We start from the raw sequence: 17,530 nt of genomic DNA, 5'->3' as shown, positions 1-17,530 counted from the left end.
TCCTGACCCACTGAGCATCGCTCAGTTCATACCGCTTCGCCGCCATGCAAAAGACCCTCGTTCAACACGGTCTCCTATGAATCAGCGATCAACTGATTTGGGAATCCTGAATGTCGATTGGACCTAGAGCGGTCGCGTTTCGGTGACATAGCTCTCGAAGAAATCCGAGAACTTGGCAACCCTCAGCGGCAGCCGTTCATAGGGCGGATAATAGAGCGTGAGCCACAGTTGCGGGGCCTCCCACCCATCGAGGATCTGCTTGAGCGCTCCAGTTGCCAGCGCATCCTCGACGATGAAAAGCGGCAGGAGCGCGATGCCCTCTCCATTTTCCGCAAGCCTCGCGACGAACTCGCCATTGTTGGCAGCCAAGGTCTGGCCGGCCCTGACCCTTCGCGCCCGGCCCTGGGATGTGAGTTCCCAGGTCTCCGAGATCGCCTGTCCGTCATAGGCAAGGCAGCCGTGACGGTCGAGATCATCCGGCGTCTGCGGGGATCCATATCTGGCGAGGTAACCGGGCGACGCGACCAGCACGCGCCGCACCGGGCAGATCCGGCGCCAGATCGTCGATTTGTCGCGCGGCGGTTCCGACACGCGGACAGCAAGATCGAAATCCTCGGCCACGATGTCGATGAGCCGGTCGGTCAGCGACAGCGAAATTTGCGTGCCCGGATGCTCGGCGCGAAAGCCGGTGACGATATCCGGCAGGATGTGCTGGCCGAGCGACAGCGGCGCGTTGATGCGGATCAGTCCGGCGACGTCGCCGTGCTGCTCACGCAGATCCTCGCGCGCTTCATCGAACTGGCGGATCAATGGCTCGATACGCGCCGCATAGACCGCGCCAGCCGAGGTCAATGATACCTGGCGTGTCGTGCGCAGCAGCAACTGAACCCCGAGGTCGTCTTCCAAAGCACTGACTGCGCGGGTGACACTTGGCGCCGTCATCGAAAGCTGGCGCGCTGCGGCGGTAAAGCTTCGCTGTTTCGCCACCGCCAGGAAGACGCGGATATCACTCAAATCGCTCATGCGAAATAATTGCGATAAATGCAATAATATTGTCAATATTATTGCTGTTCATTTTGCCTATGAATGCACCGATCCTTGTCTCGGGAGAAGCGCGACGCGTGGCGTGCTGACCGGGATCAGGCAGCAGTGCCTGCGGCCTCGACGACGGCCTCTCGATCTCCCAAATCGGGAGTGGCAGCATGACAATCTCACGTTTCGACGAGCAGGTGGAACAGTTCAGGCACGACGCACCGATCGTCTTTGCTTTCTACGATCCCGGTCCGGACGATCCGGTCGCAGGGCTGATCGCCAGCATACTACCGGATGCCCAGGTGTTTTCTTTCAATAAAGGCACGAGAGATACCGATCCCGCGCGCCCTTCCCGGATCAGCGACGCGATGCCCGATATGCAGGCATTCGCTGTTCATGTGGAAGACTTGACAAACGTCATTACCGATAAGCGGCGCCTATATGATGGCAGGACCGCCTATGGGATCGGCTACACGACCGGAGCGACGGTGCTCACGGCGCTCCTGGTCAAACGCCCTGATCTGTTCGATCGCGCCGCCTTGTTGCATCCCCTCGTTGCGTGGACGCCGCCCGGCAATGCCGGGCTTGCGGGCAAACCGGTCCTCGTCACGGGCGGCCAGGACGATCCGGCTCGCCCATTGGCGCTTATCGAGCGGCTGGTCGACTATCTTGCCGGACAAAAGGCTGATGTCCGAGCCCTCTACAATCGCGGCACGCATGAGATCGGACGGGAAGAAATGATGGCACTGCGAGAATTCCTAGAGGAACCCATAGGCAGAAGAGATGCGAGCCGCGTCGGCTGACGCGGCCCGCAATCGCGTTACTGTGCCGTGGCTTCGAGGTCGACCTTGTCGAGCAGAAGCGCGGGGTTTTCGGCAGCGCCCATCAGCTCGAGGGCGCCGATCCCGGCTTCATCCTTGGCCTTGACCTTCAGGGTGAAGGCGCCGGGCTTGCTGATGAACTGGGTAAACGCAGTTGCCGCGTCCTGCAGCTTCGGCTGGGTGGCAGCAAAATGCTGCACGCCTGCGCTCGTCATCAGCACGAGGAGCCCACGAACGCTGTCCTCGGTCATGTGGTTGTCCTCGGCATAGAGCTTGATGCCCTTGGCCAAGATGCCCTTGTCTTCAAGCTTGAGCGTGGCTTCCCGGGCCGTGAGGCCGAAGAGCGCCACCTGCGCAGCGGTCATGTCGCCGGAGAAGAAATCCTTGCTGGCGCCTCCCATCAAGCCGGAGAAGGAGAAGCTGCCCATGTCCTTGCCGTTCACGGAGATGTCCTTGATGACGAGGTTCTCGTTCGGCTCATCCCAGGCGAGCTCGACGTTGGAGGAGAACACCAGCTTGTCGAAACCCAGCTTGCGCAGCGTCGCGAAACCCTCGTCCTGCGTATCAGCCGGCACCTGCACGCTGAGATCACGGTAGGTGACCCGAACATCCGTCGGGATGCCGTTGCGCGGCTTGGTCAGAGCCACCTCGTAACTGTCGAGCGTGAAGCGCACGCGTTCGGGGACCGAAGGCACGGCATCCTGCTCGGCCGGCGCTTCGACCATCGGAGCGTCCTGGGCATCGGCCGGGACCTCTGTCTCGGATGCGGCATCCCCATCCGTCGCGGCATCACCATCGGAGGAAGCATCGCCATCGGTTGCCTCATCCGGCACGGGCTCGGTGCTGACGGACGGATCGGCCTCATTTTCGGTCGCGCTCGGGTCGCCGTCGATAATTTCGCTGTCCGTCAAGCTTGACGGCTCGGCGCCAGGCATGTCCACGTCCAGTCCGGCGATGCGGATTGTTCCGAACTCCGGCATCAGCGTCGTGAAGGGGAAGGTTTCAAACTCTTCCTCTTTCAGCCCTGCCAGCTTCGTGAGCGCCTCCATGGTCGGAGCCCAGGAGAAGCCCTTGATGCTTGCTTCGGCGAGCTTGACGTAGTCGGCACCTTCGCCGGCAGAAAGGCCGTGGAGGGAACCGTCGAAGCTGCGGCCATCGAGCTGCATCGCCACCTTGTCGACGGCGAGCTTGATCGTCTTGCCTTCCTCTTCGCTGCTCTTGTCCGGCACTTCCATCTTGATGCCCGACAACTCGATGTCGCCGTTGCCGATCATGTCGACGATCGAAAGGACGCGCTTGAAGAACGCCTGCCGCTCGGCCGGCGGCAACGCCTCGGGGTCTGTTACGCCTTGCAGTTTTTCGAGCGTTTCGAGCAGGGGTTCCGCTGGCATGCGCGCAGTGAAGCCCTTGCTGCGCACTTCGTCATAGCCGAACGTCGCCTTGCCGTCGGAGAAGGCAAGGTTCTTCACCGTGATCGGGCCATAGAGCGGCTTCGGCTCCTTGTCGTCGGGTCCGGCCTTTTCCGTATAGATCCGCGTCAGATAGGCCGCATCGAAGTTCTCGCCCGTGACGGCCCCGATCGAGCCGTTCATCTGCTCGCGCTTCGTTGCGCCTTCTCCGTCAGGAACATCCATGGCAAAGGCGAAGCTTGCGCCGCTCGCCGAATAACGGGCGACGCGACCGCCCGCGATGTCCTCGAGGGCGAGATCCTTGTACACCGTCTTCTGCTCGGTACCGGCCACATCTTGGCTGATTGTCGCCTCCGGCGCCGAGATCCGTTTTGCGGCAAAACGCTCGATGCGTTTCAGGGTCGTCAACTCACCCTGATCGCCTGCCTTGGAGAGCGCGCCGGCGAAGAAGTCCGGCTCCTCGATGACCGCATGCGGCACAGAGAACTTTCCTGCGGCGATGTCGAGTTCAAGTCCCTTCACGTCAAGCTTGCCGCTCAGGAAGAAGATCTTGGGACGGCCATCGATCGCGGCGACCTGTACCTTGGTGCCATTGGCAAAGGGCAGCGTCACGTCGCGCAGGTGAAGGCGGCCGAGAAAGTCCGCCTCGACGGAGCCGGCCTTGCCACCACGCGCGGCGATGAACTTATCGACCGACCTTTCGAGCATGAACTTGCCGCCGGTCACGCCGGCGGCCGCGATCGCGATCACTGCGACGGCCGCCCAAAGCGCTTTGCGACGGCCCTTGCCGGCCCCAGTTTCTGTCTCAGCCACGATGTCTGTCCTTTCACCACGCGAAAAATGGAAAGCTCTTTGAGTCTATGCGGCTGTGACTAACCATTGATGCTTTTTTCCGCAAGTTTGGCGGGAGTGCCGTGCACCAATATTCTTGTGTGGGCTGCAATCGGCGAAGCGGTCGGACGTCATCAGAGATGCATACAAGGCTGCAAGCATGCGCTTGTTGCCCTGTCGCCCACGGCAATAGGATTGCCTTATCGCTGCCATCAGGAAATCCAACTTAAATTAATGGAACCACTTTGATAGACTCGTCAGCGCAATGAAGGAGATGCAGCCAGTGGCCAGACCGCTTCGCAAAACGACAATCAGCGACGGCACAAAGAATGCCGCAAGCCGGGCCCGGCAAACCGTTGGCCCGCACAGCCTGCTTTTCCTCTGACCCGCACAATTCACGTCATCGTAAGTCATCGTAAAGGGAGATAAAAATGGACGCGAAAGCCGACAAAACGGGCAAATGTCCCGTCATGCACGGAGCTCAGACGAGCGCTCAATCGGCCGGCACCTCGAACCGCGACTGGTGGCCGAACCAGCTCAACCTGAAGATCCTGCACCAGAATTCCTCCCTTTCCGATCCGATGGGCGAGGCGTTCAACTATGCCGAGGAATTCAAGAAGCTCGACCTGCCGGCGGTGAAGAAGGATCTCTTCGCCCTGATGACCGATTCGCAGGATTGGTGGCCGGCCGACTTCGGCCACTACGGACCGCTGTTCATCCGCATGGCCTGGCACAGCGCCGGCACCTACCGCACCGGCGACGGCCGCGGCGGCGCCGGTGCCGGGCAGCAGCGCTTCGCACCGCTCAACAGTTGGCCGGACAACGCCAACCTCGACAAGGCGCGCCGCCTCCTCTGGCCGATCAAGCAGAAATACGGCAACAGCATCTCCTGGGCCGACCTGATGATCCTCGCCGGCAACTGCGCGCTCGAATCGATGGGATTCAAGACCTTCGGTTTCGCCGGCGGCCGTCCCGATGTGTGGGAACCGGAAGAGGACATCTACTGGGGCACGGAAAAGACCTGGCTCGACGACAAGCGCTATTCGGGCGACCGGGACCTCGAAAACCCGCTCGCAGCGGTGCAGATGGGCCTGATCTACGTCAACCCGGAAGGCCCGAACGGCAACCCGGACCCGCTCGCTGCCGCCAGGGACATTCGCGAGACCTTCGCCCGCATGGCGATGAACGACGAGGAAACCGTTGCGCTGATCGCCGGCGGCCACACCTTCGGCAAGACCCACGGCGCTGGTGATGCGGCCAATGTCGGCCGCGAGCCGGAAGGTGCGGGCATCGAGGAACAGGGCCTTGGCTGGGCAAGCACCTACGGCAGCGGCCGTGGCGGCGACACCATCACCAGCGGTCTCGAAGTCACCTGGACGACGACGCCGACCAAGTGGAGCAACAACTACTTCTGGAACCTCTTCGGCTACGAATGGGAACTGACGAAGAGCCCGGCCGGCGCCCACCAGTGGACGCCGAAGCATGGCATGGGCGCCGGCACCGTCCCGGATGCGCATGACAAGTCCAAGCGTCACGCCCCGTCGATGCTGACGACCGACCTCGCGCTGCGCGTCGATCCGGCCTATGAGAAGATCTCGCGACACTTCTACGAGAACCCGGACGCTTTCGCCGACGCCTTTGCCCGCGCCTGGTACAAGCTGACCCACCGCGACATGGGTCCGCGCGCCCGCTATCTCGGCCCGGAAGTTCCGGCCGAAGAACTGATCTGGCAGGATCCCATCCCCGCCGTCGATCACCCGCTCGTCGACGCGAAGGATATCGCCGACCTCAAGGCCAAGATCCTCGCTTCGGGCCTTTCGGTCTCCGAGCTGGTTTCGACCGCCTGGGCATCCGCCGCGACCTTCCGCGGATCGGACAAGCGTGGCGGGGCCAACGGCGCCCGCATTCGCCTTGCGCCGCAGAAGGACTGGCAGGTCAACCAGCCGGCACAACTGGCAAAGGTTCTCGAAACCCTCGAAGGCATCCAGCGCGCCTTCAACGACGCGCAGTCCGGCGGCAAGAAAGTGTCGCTCGCCGACCTGATCGTGCTTGGCGGCGCCGCTGCCATCGAAAAGGCAGCGAAAGCAGCCGGCCATGACATAGAGGTTGCCTTCGCGCCGGGTCGCATGGACGCCTCGCAGGAACAGACCGACGTCGACTCCTTTGACGTTCTGGAGCCGATCGCCGACGGTTTCCGCAACTACCAGCGGACACAATATGCGGTTTCGCCGGAAGAACTGCTGATCGACAAGGCCCAGCTCTTGACGCTGACCGCGCCGGAGATGACCGTTCTCGTCGGGGGCCTGCGTGTTCTCGGCGCGAACCACGGTCCGACCAAGCATGGCGTCTTCACCGATCGTGCCGAAACGCTCAGCAACGACTTCTTCGTCAACCTGCTCGACATGAGCACGGTCTGGAAGGCGACGTCGGATGCGAAGGACGTGTTCGAAGGGCGCGACCGCAAGACCGGCGACGTCAAGTGGACGGCGACCCGCGTCGATCTCGTCTTCGGTTCGAACTCGCAGTTGAGGGCGATTGCGGAAGTCTACGGACAGGCGGATGCCAAGAAGAAGTTCGTGCGCGACTTCGTGGCCGCCTGGAACAAGGTAATGAACGCCGATCGCTTCGATCTCGTCTGAGATCCGGTCGGACTGCCGAAATCCAGTACAGATCCCGGCATCATGCCGGGATCTGGTTCGTGCACGTCGAATGCAAAGCGTCACCCAAGGTTGCAGCCACGGCTCGTTGCCCGCAATGGCCGACCACACGTTAAACGACCGCTGCCAAACGTCCCAACTAACCGGACGACCGAGAGTCCCAGGCTGTCGAGCCCTTCCGCGTCGAACAGGCCTCCCCGCGCAAGCCTTTGCTTTTGTGACAACTTCTCTCTGTCGGCATCCTCCATCGGCAAATTCGCCGTCGCTCTGCATCCGGCGCCTTATCAATCACTAATTGCGTGACTTGACGTGGATAACGTGTTCTGATTTCAACGCCATCGGGCCGCCTGCGAAGGCGACCGACGTCATCTCAAGCTGTTTCGTTCAGGGGGAACGTTGCATGCATCGCTCAAGAGTCCGGGTCGCTTCACTTTCATCAACACTCCTTGTCGCGATCTTCCTCGCGGCGCAAACCGCCTCTGCGCAGCAGGCTCCGGCGGTGGTCGTGGCGCCGGCCACGGTCATGGACCTGCGCGAGAGCGTCGATCTGACGGGTCAGGTCACCGCCATCCAGAAGGTCGATATTCGCGCCCGCGTTTCGGGCTTCCTCGAGGCCGTCAACTTCACCGAGGGACAGAAAGTCACCGCTGGCACGGTGCTCTACCAGGTCGAAGACGGTGCCTATCGCGCCGCAGTCCAGGAAATCGAGGGGCAGATCGAAGCGGCGGAAGCAGCCAAGGAACTTGCCATCCTCGAACGTGACCGCGCCGAGCAACTGCTGACGACCAAGACGATTTCTCAGGCGAAGGTGGACGAGGCCCATGCCGAGGTGAGGAAGGCCGAAGGCGATCTGGTCCGGCTCAGAGGCAGCAAGGACAACGCCGACCTCAACCTTTCCTATACGAAGATCGTCGCGCCCTTCGACGGCATCGTCGGCTTGACAGCCGCGGATGTCGGCGCGCTCGTCGGCCCGGACAGCGGGCCGCTGGTAACGCTGACTCGGCTTGATCCCATCTATGTTCAGTTTCCCGTGGCGACCGCCCTCTACCTTACCTATCGCGAGCGTGTGCTGAAGGGCGAGATCAGCGGCGGCGCCAATGTCGGGCTCGGGCTGCCGAACGGCACGGAATACAAGCAGAAGGGCACGATCAACTTTATCGCCAGCAACGTCTCGCAAGGGACGGACACAGTGACGGTGCGCGCCGAGTTCCCTAATCCGGACAGCATCCTGCTCGACGGCGCCCTGGTGCGCGTCATGCTCGAGCAATCCGACAAGCAGGAGGTTCTCGCCGTGCCGCAGCAGGCGGTCCAGCGTGATCAGCAGGGCGCCTTCGTGCTGGTGGTCGATGCGAGTTCCAAAGTGGAGCTTCGCCGCGTCGATGTCACGCGCAACACGCGCGGCCAGGCCGTCATCGGCAAAGGCCTCAAGGAAGGCGAGAACGTCATCACCGAGGGGGCGGGCAAGGTCCGACCGGGCATCGCTGTCGATGCCGCCACGGCAGCAGGTGGCTGACCCATGATTTCAGAGATCTTTATCGATCGCCCGCGCTTCGCCACGGTCATTTCCATCGTGCTGACGCTGGCGGGCCTTCTTGCGCTCACCCGCCTGCCGATCGCGCAATTCCCCGATATCGTACCGCCGCAGGTGAGCGTCACCGCAAGCTATCCCGGCGCCGGCGCCGACGTAGTCGAAAACACGGTCGCCCAACCGATCGAAAGCAAGGTCGTCGGTGTCGACGACATGCTGTACATGAAGTCGACCAGCGGCGCTGACGGCTCCTATACCCTGACCGTCACCTTCGCCGTCGGCACCGACCCCGATATCGCCACCGTCAACGTCCAGAACCGCGTCTCGCTCGCCGAAGCTGGCCTGCCAGCGGAAGTCAAGCAGAGCGGCGTCAGCGTGCGCAAGAAGTCCTCGGCGCTGATGCAGGTGATTGCCATCTATGGTGCGGACGAGAAACAGAACTTCGATTCCCTGTTCCTGTCCAACTACGCCACGATCAACGTGCTCGACACGGTCAAGCGCGTGCCCGGGGTCGGCGATGCTCAGCTCTTCGGTGCGCAGGACTACTCCATGCGCGTCGTCCTCGACATCGACCGGATGACCAGCCTCGACCTGACGCCGACAGACGTGATCAATGCGCTCAAGGCCCAGAACGTCCAGGCGGCGATCGGCCGCATCGGCGCGCAGCCGATGACCGACGACCCGCTGTTCCAGCTAAATCTCCAGACACAGGGCCGCCTCACCGACCCAAAGCAGTTCGAGGATGTGGTGCTGCGTGCAAGGCCCGATGGTTCCTATGTACGCATCCGTGACGTGGCGCGTGTCGAGCTCGGCGCCGCCAGTTCTGATTCCAGCGCCCGGATCAATGGCAAGCCTGTCGCCATGATCGGCACCTATCAGGCGCCGGGCGCCAACGCGCTTGCCGCTGCCAGAGGCGTGCAGGAGGCGATGGAACGATTGTCGAAATCCTTCCCGCCGGGCCTCACCTATTCGGTCTCCTACGACACGGCGCAATTCGTCGAAGCGAGCGTCGACAATGTCGAGGAAACACTGTTCGAAGCCTTCGTCCTCGTCATTATCATCGTCTTTCTCTTCCTTGGAAACTGGCGGGCAACGCTGATCCCGCTCGTCGCCGTTCCGGTCGCGCTGATCGGCACCTTCGCGGTGCTGCTTGCCATGGGCTTCTCGCTCAACACCGTGTCACTGCTGGCTTTGGTTCTGGCGATCGGTATCGTCGTCGACGATGCGATCGTGGTGGTCGAAAACGTCGAGCGGGTGATGGAGGAGAACCCGGGTCTCTCGGCGGCGGAAGCGGCGCGGCGCGCGATGGGCGAAATCACCGGCGCCATCGTTGCGATCACCCTTGTGCTCCTGTCGGTTTTCGTGCCGGTGGCCTTCATTCCCGGGTTGAGCGGCCAACTGTTCCAGCAGTTCGCCGTCGCCGTCTCGGTATCGATGGTGATCTCGGCAGTCAACGCGCTGACGCTCAGCCCGGCGCTCTGCGCCGTGCTGCTGAAGCCGCATCACGGACCCAAGCGCGGCATTCTCGGCTATATCTCGCGCACCATCGACAAGGGGCGCGACGGCTATGCCTTTGTGGCCGGGCATATCGCCCGGCGCGCGATCATCGGCCTCGCGCTGCTGGCACTCGCCTTCGTCGCGGCCGGCTCCCTCTTCCGCGTCGTTCCGACGGGTTTCCTGCCGGCAGAAGACCAGGGCGCCTATTTCACCGAAATCCGTCTGCCTGAGGGCTCTTCCTACAACCGTACCGATGCCGTCGTGAAGCAGGTGGAGACGATGCTTGGCGGCATCGAGGGCGTCGCCAATGTGACCACCGTCACCGGCTACTCCTTCCTCGACGGCCTTTCCAAATCGAACTCCGCTTTCGCCATCGTGACGATGAAGCCCTTCGCGGAGCGCCTAAGCGCATCGGCCGGCGTCGAGGCGGTGATCGCCACCACCATGGCCAAGGGACAAACGATCCGCGGTGCGCAGATCTTCGCCTTCAACCTGCCACCAATCATGGGTCTCGGCACCGGGTCGGGCTTCGAATACCAGTTGCTCGACCTGCAGGGCCGCTCGGTCACCGATCTCGCGGCGACTGCCGGCGGGCTGATCATTGCCGCCAACCAGAACCCGGCGCTCGGTCCCACCTTCACCACCTATTCGGCCAGTTCACCGCAACTCTATCTCGACATCGACCGCGATCGGCTGCAATCGCTCGGCGTGTCGGTCAGCGATCTGTTCACGACGCTGCAGGGCACGCTCGGCAGCTACTACGTCAACGACTTCAACCTCTTCGGCCGCACCTGGAAGGTGACGATGCAGGCGGCCCAGGCCGACCGCAACGCCGTCGACGACATTCAGCGCCTGCACGTGCGCAACGTGAACGGCGACATGGTCCCCGTCGCCTCGGTCGCCAAGGTCGACTATATCGTCGGCCCGCAGTCGATCGTGCGCTACAACAACTACCGCTCGATCACGCTGAACGGCCAGCCGTCCGCCGGCCATTCCTCGGGCGAGGCGCTGGCCGCGATGGAAGCGCTATCCGCCTCGACCCTGCCGCCCGGCTACAGCTACGAATGGACCGGGACGGCGCTGCAGGAACTGGAAGCGGCCGGCAAGACGACCGCCATTCTGGCGATGGCCGTGCTCTTCGCCTATCTCTTTCTCGTGGCGCTCTACGAGAGCTGGACGATCCCGGTACCGGTGCTGCTGTCGGTCGCCTTTGGGGTTACGGGTGCGCTGCTGTCGGTGCTCGTCGCCGGTCTCTCCTTCGACATCTACGCCCAGATCGGCCTCGTCGTTTTGATCGCGCTCGCCTCGAAGAATGCGATCCTGATCGTCGAGTTCGCCAAGGCGCACCGCGAGGCCGGTGCGACGATCGTCGATGCGGCGATCGAAGGCGCGCGCGCCCGCTTCCGTGCCGTGATGATGACGAGCTTCGCCTTCATCGTCGGCCTGGTGCCGCTGGTGATCGCCAAGGGCGCCGGCGAACTCAGCCGCCGCGCGGTCGGCACCGGCGTTGCCGGCGGCATGCTCGCCGCCGCTCTCGTCGGCATCTTCGTCATCCCGGCACTCTACGTCGCCTTCCAGTGGCTGCGCGAACGCGGCCACAAGCTCGCCGGCATTTCCAAGCATCCAGCCGAAGCGCAGGGTGCCTCGGCTGAGAGCGGCATGACGGAAGGCAAGACTGCGACACCGGCCAGCCACGGTTAGGTTTGGGGCCGGACGATAACATCGAGACGGGGCCAATCTGGCCCCGTTTCCGCGTTCACCATTTCCAGTCGGAGCCCGTGTCGAATTCCAAACCTGACGAAAAACCGCCTTCGGGACGTTCCGGCTCTGTTGTGCGGATGTCCGTCAGGACAGGGTGATCCCTTGTTCCGCCAGATAGGCATCGAATAGCTCGGGTGCCTGCTTTTCAGCGGCGAGCGCCACGTAAGTGTCCGGCCGCAGGAGATAGACGGCATCCGCGGCCAAACCTGCCGTCCCGTGCGCCCTCGTCCATGGGAACACATGGAGCGGCACGCCGCGCGCTCCGCACCAATCTCTCATCTCGTCGCGCGGCGTGCCATAAACATGCACCTGCCAGGTGATGGCGGTGAGCGGCTGATAGTTGTCGCGGCCAGCCGTATCGACCCAGGGAAGCCGGTCTCCGCCCTTCACTCCGCCGGCCGTGCCGCGGCTCAAGGGGCCACCGCGATAGTTCAGCTGGGTCTGCGAAAGCATCCGGAACAGAAACTCGCGGACACGGCCGATGCGGAAGGCGACACCCGCCAGAATGGGAGCGATCTCGACACGCAAGACGTCCGCGAAACGGCCTTCGGCAGTCACGAAGGTGAACAGGCGATCCGTGGTCGCAACGAGCTGGCGCGCGAAACCGATGCGCTCGCGCTCATAACTGTCGAGCAGGCTGTCGGGCGCCTGTCCCTTCAATACTGCCGCAAGCTTCCAGGCAAGATTGATCGCGTCGCCGATACCGGTGTTCATGCCCTGGCCGCCGACGGGGCTGTGCACATGGGCAGCGTCACCCAGCAGGAATGTGTGTCCCTGTCGAAAGCGATCAGCGACGCGATGATGGACGCGATAGGTCGAGAACCAATTGACCCTGTCGATCGTGAGCCGCAAACGCGCGATCGCCCGGTGGCTGACATCCTCGAAGGCGAGCCTGTCCGCGTCCTCCCGTTCGTCGCGGACGAGGCCGATCAGACGCCCGCGACCCTTGGCATAGGCAAGCAGCGCAACAAAGTCGTTGCTGTCGAGGGAAACATGCACCTCGCCATTGGCAGTGGGACCGCTCGCCTCGACATCGGCGACATAGAAAATCTGGTTATACGTGCCGCCTGCAAAACCGGTCGCGAGCTTGTGCCGCACGGGCGAGCGCGCGCCGTCGCATCCCGCGAGATATCGGGCGATCGAAACCTCCTCGCTGCCGTCGGGCAGCCGAAGTTGCGCGCTCACGTGGCCATCGGCGTCCAGGAAGCCGACAAGCTCGGTCTGCCGCTCGACCTTGACGCCCAGGGCTTCCAGCCGTGCAGCAAGCAGCCCCTCATGATGATCCTGCGGATAGATCAGGACAAACGGATAGGCCGTCAGCTTCGCACCGGTCGAAGTGAAGGAAATTCGTGCCTTTTCCCTGCCTTTGGCCCAAAGATTGACCGAAGGGTTGCGGTGCCCCGCTTCGATCACGGCGGATGCCAAATCGAGCTGGCGATAGAGCTCGAGTGTACGGGCATGCACCACCATCGCCCGCGACGTCGGACCGGGACCGGTGTTTTTATCAATGATGCGGACCTTCACCCCCTGGGCGGTCAGCCAGAGGGCAAACACCAGCCCCGTCGGTCCAGCGCCGACGATCAGCACATCCTGTTCCGTCACCCGGTTCTCCGCTCGCCTTCACCCGCAGCGGCAGCCTACGCGCACGCGACGGACAAAGCCAAGCCGCGCGGAAAGTGCCTTGCGGTCACGCGTCGCGAAGCATCCGGTGCTCACTTCCGGGTCAGTCGCGCACCCGCAAATTTGCGATCAGCTGTTGTTGCCCCACGCGTATCACGTGCTCCATTGCGCTTCGTGCACCTTCCTCGTTGCGCAGGCGGATTTCCTCGACGATACGGATATGCGCGACGGCGACACGATCGATCTCGGCACCATCGGTGGCCGCGTTGCTCAAGCTGAAAACGCCCATCAGTGCCGCCTCGATCAGGCTGCCCACCGTCTGCATGAACGGATTGAGGGAAGCTTCGAGAAGGCGGAGATGGAATTCGAGATCGGCAATGGCCAGCGTCTGCGCGCTGTGCCCGGCATCGCCCATGGCGACCGCCAGCCGCATCATATGGGAGATATCGGCGTCGGTGGCCCGACGCGCAGCGAGCCCAGCCGCAAAGGGTTCCAGGGCGAGACGGACCTCGGTGACATGGCGCAGGAACTCCTCATCGACACCGGCCCGGAAATGCCAGGAAAGCACGTCCCCGTCGAAAAGGTTCCAGTTCGCCCGGGGCATCACGCGTGTGCCGATGCGAGCGCGCGCGACGACGAGCCCCTTGGCGGCGAGCGTCTTCATTGCTTCGCGCAGAACCGTGCGGGAGACGTTGAACCGCGCCGCAAGCTCCACGTCTCCGGGCAGGATGGCGCCGACGGCGAATTCCCCTGCGACGACCGCCTGGCCGAGCTCTTCAACCACGAGCCGATGGCTCGTCCTCTTGCGCGGCGGTTGGAAGAATGGCCACATCGCACGATCCTTGTCCGGTCACGCCGGCTGTCGACGATGACGCGAGACGTAGATGATGCCCTTCTGCAAGAGGATGAAAGCAAAGAGCAGAAGGCCGATCAGGATCTTCGTCCACCAGCTCGACAGCGATCCGTCGAAAGTGATGTAGGTCTGGATCAGGCCCTGGATGAGGGTGCCGACAAATGTGCCCGCAACGAAACCGGAGCCACCGGTCAAGAGCGTCCCGCCAATGACGACGGCGGTAATCGCGTCCAGTTCGACGCCGACGGCCGCAAGGGAGTAGCCCGCGGACGTGTAGAGCGAAAAGACGATGCCGGACAACCCGGCGAGCAACCCCGAGAGCGCGTAGATCCTCACGGTCGTTGCCGCAACCGGAACGCCCATGAGCCGCGCCGTCGCCGTACCGCCGCCGAGCGCATAGACATTGGTGCCGAAGCGGGTTCGATGCGCCAGGAGAATACCGACCGCAAAGACGAGCAGCATCAGCCCGCCGATCAGCGTGATGCGTCCGCCGCCGGGCAGCTTGACGTAAAGTCCTTTCAACGTCGCGTAGAACGGATGCTTGATCGGGATGGAATCGATCGACAGCACGAAAGCCATGCCGCGCGCGAGAAACATCCCCGCAAGCGTGACGATGAAGGCCGGCATCTCCAGATAGTGGATGATCGCACCCATCGCGGCACCGAAGAGCGTCGCGATCGCGAGGACCATCGCGAAGGCGACGAGCGGGTGGATGCTGCTGTGTTCCAGCACGACGGCCAGGAAGACGCCGGTGAACGCGATGACTGAACCGATGGAGAGATCGATGCCGCCCGAGAGGATGACGAAGGTCATCCCGACGGCCGCGATGCCGAGGAAGGCATTGTCGGTCAAAAGGTTTCCAATCACCCGCGTGGACAGGATGTTCGGATACTGCGCGACGCAAAGCGCATAACCGAGCAGAAAGATCACGAGCGTCGCGATCAGCGGAAGATATTTCGGCTTCATTTTGCAGCTCGCTCGCTTGGTTTGCTCGCACCGCGCGCCGGCACGAGGAAGGCAAAGGCGGTGCGGAACCGCGGCGACTGAAGCACCAGGATGACGACGATGATCGCCGCCTTGATGATCAGGTTGAACTCTGGCGGGAAGCCGGAGAGAAGAATACCGGTGTTGATCGCCTGGATGATGATCGCGCCGAGCACCGATGCGGCGATGCTGAAGCGTCCGCCGAGCAGCGACGTGCCGCCGACCACGACCGCGAGAATGGCATCGAGCTCCAGCCAGAGCCCGGCATTGTTGGCATCGGCGCCACGAATGTCGGCGGCGGCAATGATGCCGGCAATGGCGGCGCAGAGACCGGAGAGAACATAGGCGGCGATCAGCAGGACTGGCGTCAGCACGCCGGACAGCGTGCTCGCCTGACGATTGACGCCGATCGCCTCGATCAGCATGCCGAGCGCCGTCCGCCTGACGAGCATGGCGATCAGCACCCCGAAAACCAACCAGATCACGACCGGCATTGGCAGGCCCGCGAAGGAGCCGCTGCCGATGAAGATGAGGCCGGGATCATTGAAGGTCAGGATCGCGCCCTCGGTAATGAGCTGGGCAATCCCCCGCCCGGCGACCATGAGGACCAACGTGGCAATGATCGGCTGGATGTCGAGCACCGCCACCAGCACCCCGTTCCAAAGACCGCAAAGAATACCGACGGCAAGCGTGATCAGCAGCGTTCCGGCGAGCGAGTGGCCGGAGGTGATCGCAGCGGCGGCGGTGGCGCCGCAGATCGCCATCACCGCGCCGACCGAGAGATCAATGCCCTTGGTGGCGATGACGACAGTCATGCCGATTGCCAAAAGCACGACGGGCGCGCCGCGATTGAGGATGTCGACGAGGCTGCCATAAAGGCGTCCGTTCTGGATTTCCAGGTTGAGGAAGCCGGGAAACACCAGTGAAACCGCCACGACGATGACGGCAAGCGCGATCAGTTGCGGCAGCAACCGGTTCAAATAGAGCCGGAAGAACGACGTCATGACGCCCTCCTTTCATTGGTTGCGGCGATCGCTTCGACGATCTCGTGGGCCGTGAGCCGGTTGCCGTCGAGTTCGGCGACATGGGCGCGATCCCGAAGCACGATGACCCGCGTGCTGTAGGCGACCAGTTCCTCGATCTCCGACGAGACGACGATCAGCGACAGCCCCTTCTCGCGCAGCGCCTCAATGAGCTTGACGATCTCCGCATGGGCGCCGACGTCGATGCCACGGGTCGGCTCGTCGAGGATCAGGAATTCGGGCTCGGTCGCAAGCCAGCGCGCCAGGATCGCCTTCTGCTGATTGCCGCCGGATAGAAGCTTGATCGGTTTTTCTCGATCGGCGGTGCGGATATCGAGCGCGCGGATGTAGTGGTCCGCCAGCCGGTTCTGTTCCGCCCGCGAGATCGGCCGTGTCCAGCCGCGGCGCGCCTGCAGCGCGAGCACGATGTTCTCGCGCACCGAGAGATCGCCAATGATGCCTGATGTCTTCCGATCCTCCGGGCAGAAGCCGAACCTGTGCCGGATGGCGGCACGCGGCGATGATAGATCGATCGCGCGGCCGTCGATCTCCGCCTGACCGCTATCGGCAGAGTGGGCGCCGAAGAGAAGCTCCGCGGTTTCCGTCCGTCCGGAGCCGAGCAGGCCGGCCATGCCGACAACTTCGCCGGCACGGACATCGAGGTCGAAGGGACGAACGCGACCCTTGCGGCCATAGTTGCGAAACCGGTAACGCAGCGGCCCTTCCGAGGTTTGCGCACGCGGGGCATGAATCTCAGCGGCCAGTTCACGGCCGATCATCATCGCGATCAACGCGCGGCGGTCGAGATTGGCAGTTTCACGGGTTCCGACGAGCTGCCCGTTCCTGAGCACCGTTATCCGGTCGGAAATCTCGTAGACCTGTTCAAGAAAATGGGTGACGAAGACGATGCCGAGCCCGCGGGCCTTGAGGCGCCGGACAATGCGGAACAGCATCGCCACCTCATGCGCATCGAGGCTTGCCGTCGGCTCGTCGAGGATCAGCACCTTGCCTGAGAGATCGACGGCACGGGCGATGGCGACGACCTGCTGGATCGCCACGGAATAGCTTGCGAGATCGCGGGTGACGTCGATGTCGAGCTCATAGTCAGCGAGCAGCTCCCGCGCACGCCGGTTCATGGCGCCAACGTCAACCATGCCGAAGCGGCGCGGCTGGCGCCCGAGGAAGAGGTTTTCGGCAACCGTCAGGTTCGCCAACAGGTTGACCTCCTGGTAGACCGTGCCGATACCCAGAGTCTGGGCCTCGAACGTGTCGCGGGGATCAACCTCCGTGCCGTCGAGCAGGATGGCACCGCCGTCGCGGCGGTAGGCGCCCGTAAGGCATTTGATGAGAGTAGACTTGCCGGCGCCGTTTTCGCCAAGCAGCGCATGAACCTCTCCACGCCGGAGGTGAAAATCGACCTTGTCGAGGGCCCTGGTGCCCGGGAAGGCCTTCTCGATCCGGATCGCCGAAAGAATGTGGTCACTGGTCTGCATCGATACCGTCTCCGCGATGCGG

The 17,530-nt window shown here is 63.1% G+C and carries 11 protein-coding genes; 4 read left to right on the top strand and 7 right to left on the bottom strand.

Features of this window, described 5'->3' with window-relative positions:
• Positions 1-123: 123 nt before the first annotated feature.
• Positions 124-1,023, bottom strand: coding sequence for a LysR family transcriptional regulator (locus AC0C6X_RS28100; protein WP_173518870.1), 900 nt, complete (start codon positions 1,021-1,023; stop codon positions 124-126).
• A gap of 179 nt (positions 1,024-1,202) precedes the next feature.
• Here AC0C6X_RS28100 and AC0C6X_RS28095 point away from each other — a divergent pair, with 179 nt between their 5' ends.
• Positions 1,203-1,835 carry an alpha/beta hydrolase gene (locus AC0C6X_RS28095; RefSeq protein ID WP_173518871.1) on the top strand — a complete coding sequence of 211 codons (633 nt, stop codon included), beginning with the start codon at positions 1,203-1,205 and terminating at the stop codon, positions 1,833-1,835.
• A 17-nt stretch (positions 1,836-1,852) separates the two neighbouring features.
• On the opposite strand, the gene AC0C6X_RS28090 is transcribed toward AC0C6X_RS28095, so the two are convergent.
• Entirely contained in the window at positions 1,853-4,075 is a 2,223-nt protein-coding gene (locus AC0C6X_RS28090; protein WP_472956321.1) for a hypothetical protein, read from the bottom strand.
• Between the two features lie 449 nt (positions 4,076-4,524).
• On the opposite strand from AC0C6X_RS28090, the gene katG reads away from it, so the two are divergent.
• The 3 genes from katG to AC0C6X_RS28075 all read left to right on the top strand — a co-directional run bounded on the left by katG (position 4,525) and on the right by AC0C6X_RS28075 (position 11,476).
• Complete coding sequence (gene katG / locus AC0C6X_RS28085; protein ID WP_173518873.1) at positions 4,525-6,732, top strand: catalase/peroxidase HPI; 2,208 nt, start codon at positions 4,525-4,527, stop codon at positions 6,730-6,732.
• 418 nt (positions 6,733-7,150) lie between these two features.
• Positions 7,151-8,263 carry an efflux RND transporter periplasmic adaptor subunit gene (locus tag AC0C6X_RS28080; protein ID WP_173518874.1) on the top strand — a complete coding sequence of 371 codons (1,113 nt, stop codon included), beginning with the start codon at positions 7,151-7,153 and terminating at the stop codon, positions 8,261-8,263.
• Between the two features lie 3 nt (positions 8,264-8,266).
• Positions 8,267-11,476, top strand: coding sequence for an efflux RND transporter permease subunit (locus tag AC0C6X_RS28075; protein ID WP_173518875.1), 3,210 nt, complete (start codon positions 8,267-8,269; stop codon positions 11,474-11,476).
• Positions 11,477-11,620: 144 nt separating this feature from the next.
• Here AC0C6X_RS28075 and AC0C6X_RS28070 read toward each other — a convergent pair whose 3' ends face one another.
• From AC0C6X_RS28070 to ytfR, 5 genes are all read right to left on the bottom strand, one after another.
• Positions 11,621-13,138: an FAD-dependent monooxygenase gene (locus AC0C6X_RS28070; protein WP_173518876.1), complete on the bottom strand. Its 1,518-nt coding sequence runs from the start codon at positions 13,136-13,138 to the stop codon at positions 11,621-11,623.
• A gap of 121 nt (positions 13,139-13,259) precedes the next feature.
• Complete coding sequence (locus AC0C6X_RS28065; protein ID WP_173518877.1) at positions 13,260-13,988, bottom strand: FadR/GntR family transcriptional regulator; 729 nt, start codon at positions 13,986-13,988, stop codon at positions 13,260-13,262.
• Positions 13,989-14,006: 18 nt separating this feature from the next.
• Entirely contained in the window at positions 14,007-14,975 is a 969-nt protein-coding gene (gene yjfF, locus AC0C6X_RS28060) for a galactofuranose ABC transporter, permease protein YjfF (RefSeq protein ID WP_173518878.1), read from the bottom strand.
• Positions 14,972-15,997 carry an ABC transporter permease gene (locus tag AC0C6X_RS28055; RefSeq protein WP_173518879.1) on the bottom strand — a complete coding sequence of 342 codons (1,026 nt, stop codon included), beginning with the start codon at positions 15,995-15,997 and terminating at the stop codon, positions 14,972-14,974. The genes yjfF and AC0C6X_RS28055 overlap by 4 nt, the downstream gene beginning before the upstream one ends.
• On the bottom strand, positions 15,994-17,508 hold the full coding sequence (gene ytfR / locus AC0C6X_RS28050) for a galactofuranose ABC transporter, ATP-binding protein YtfR (RefSeq protein WP_173518880.1): 1,515 nt from the start codon (positions 17,506-17,508) through the stop codon (positions 15,994-15,996). The genes AC0C6X_RS28055 and ytfR overlap by 4 nt, the downstream gene beginning before the upstream one ends.
• Positions 17,509-17,530: the final 22 nt, after the last annotated feature.

Source organism: Ensifer sp. VA4, assembly GCF_055710065.1.
Note: the sequence above shows the minus strand (reverse complement) of the source record. Positions and strands in the feature narration are given on the sequence as shown.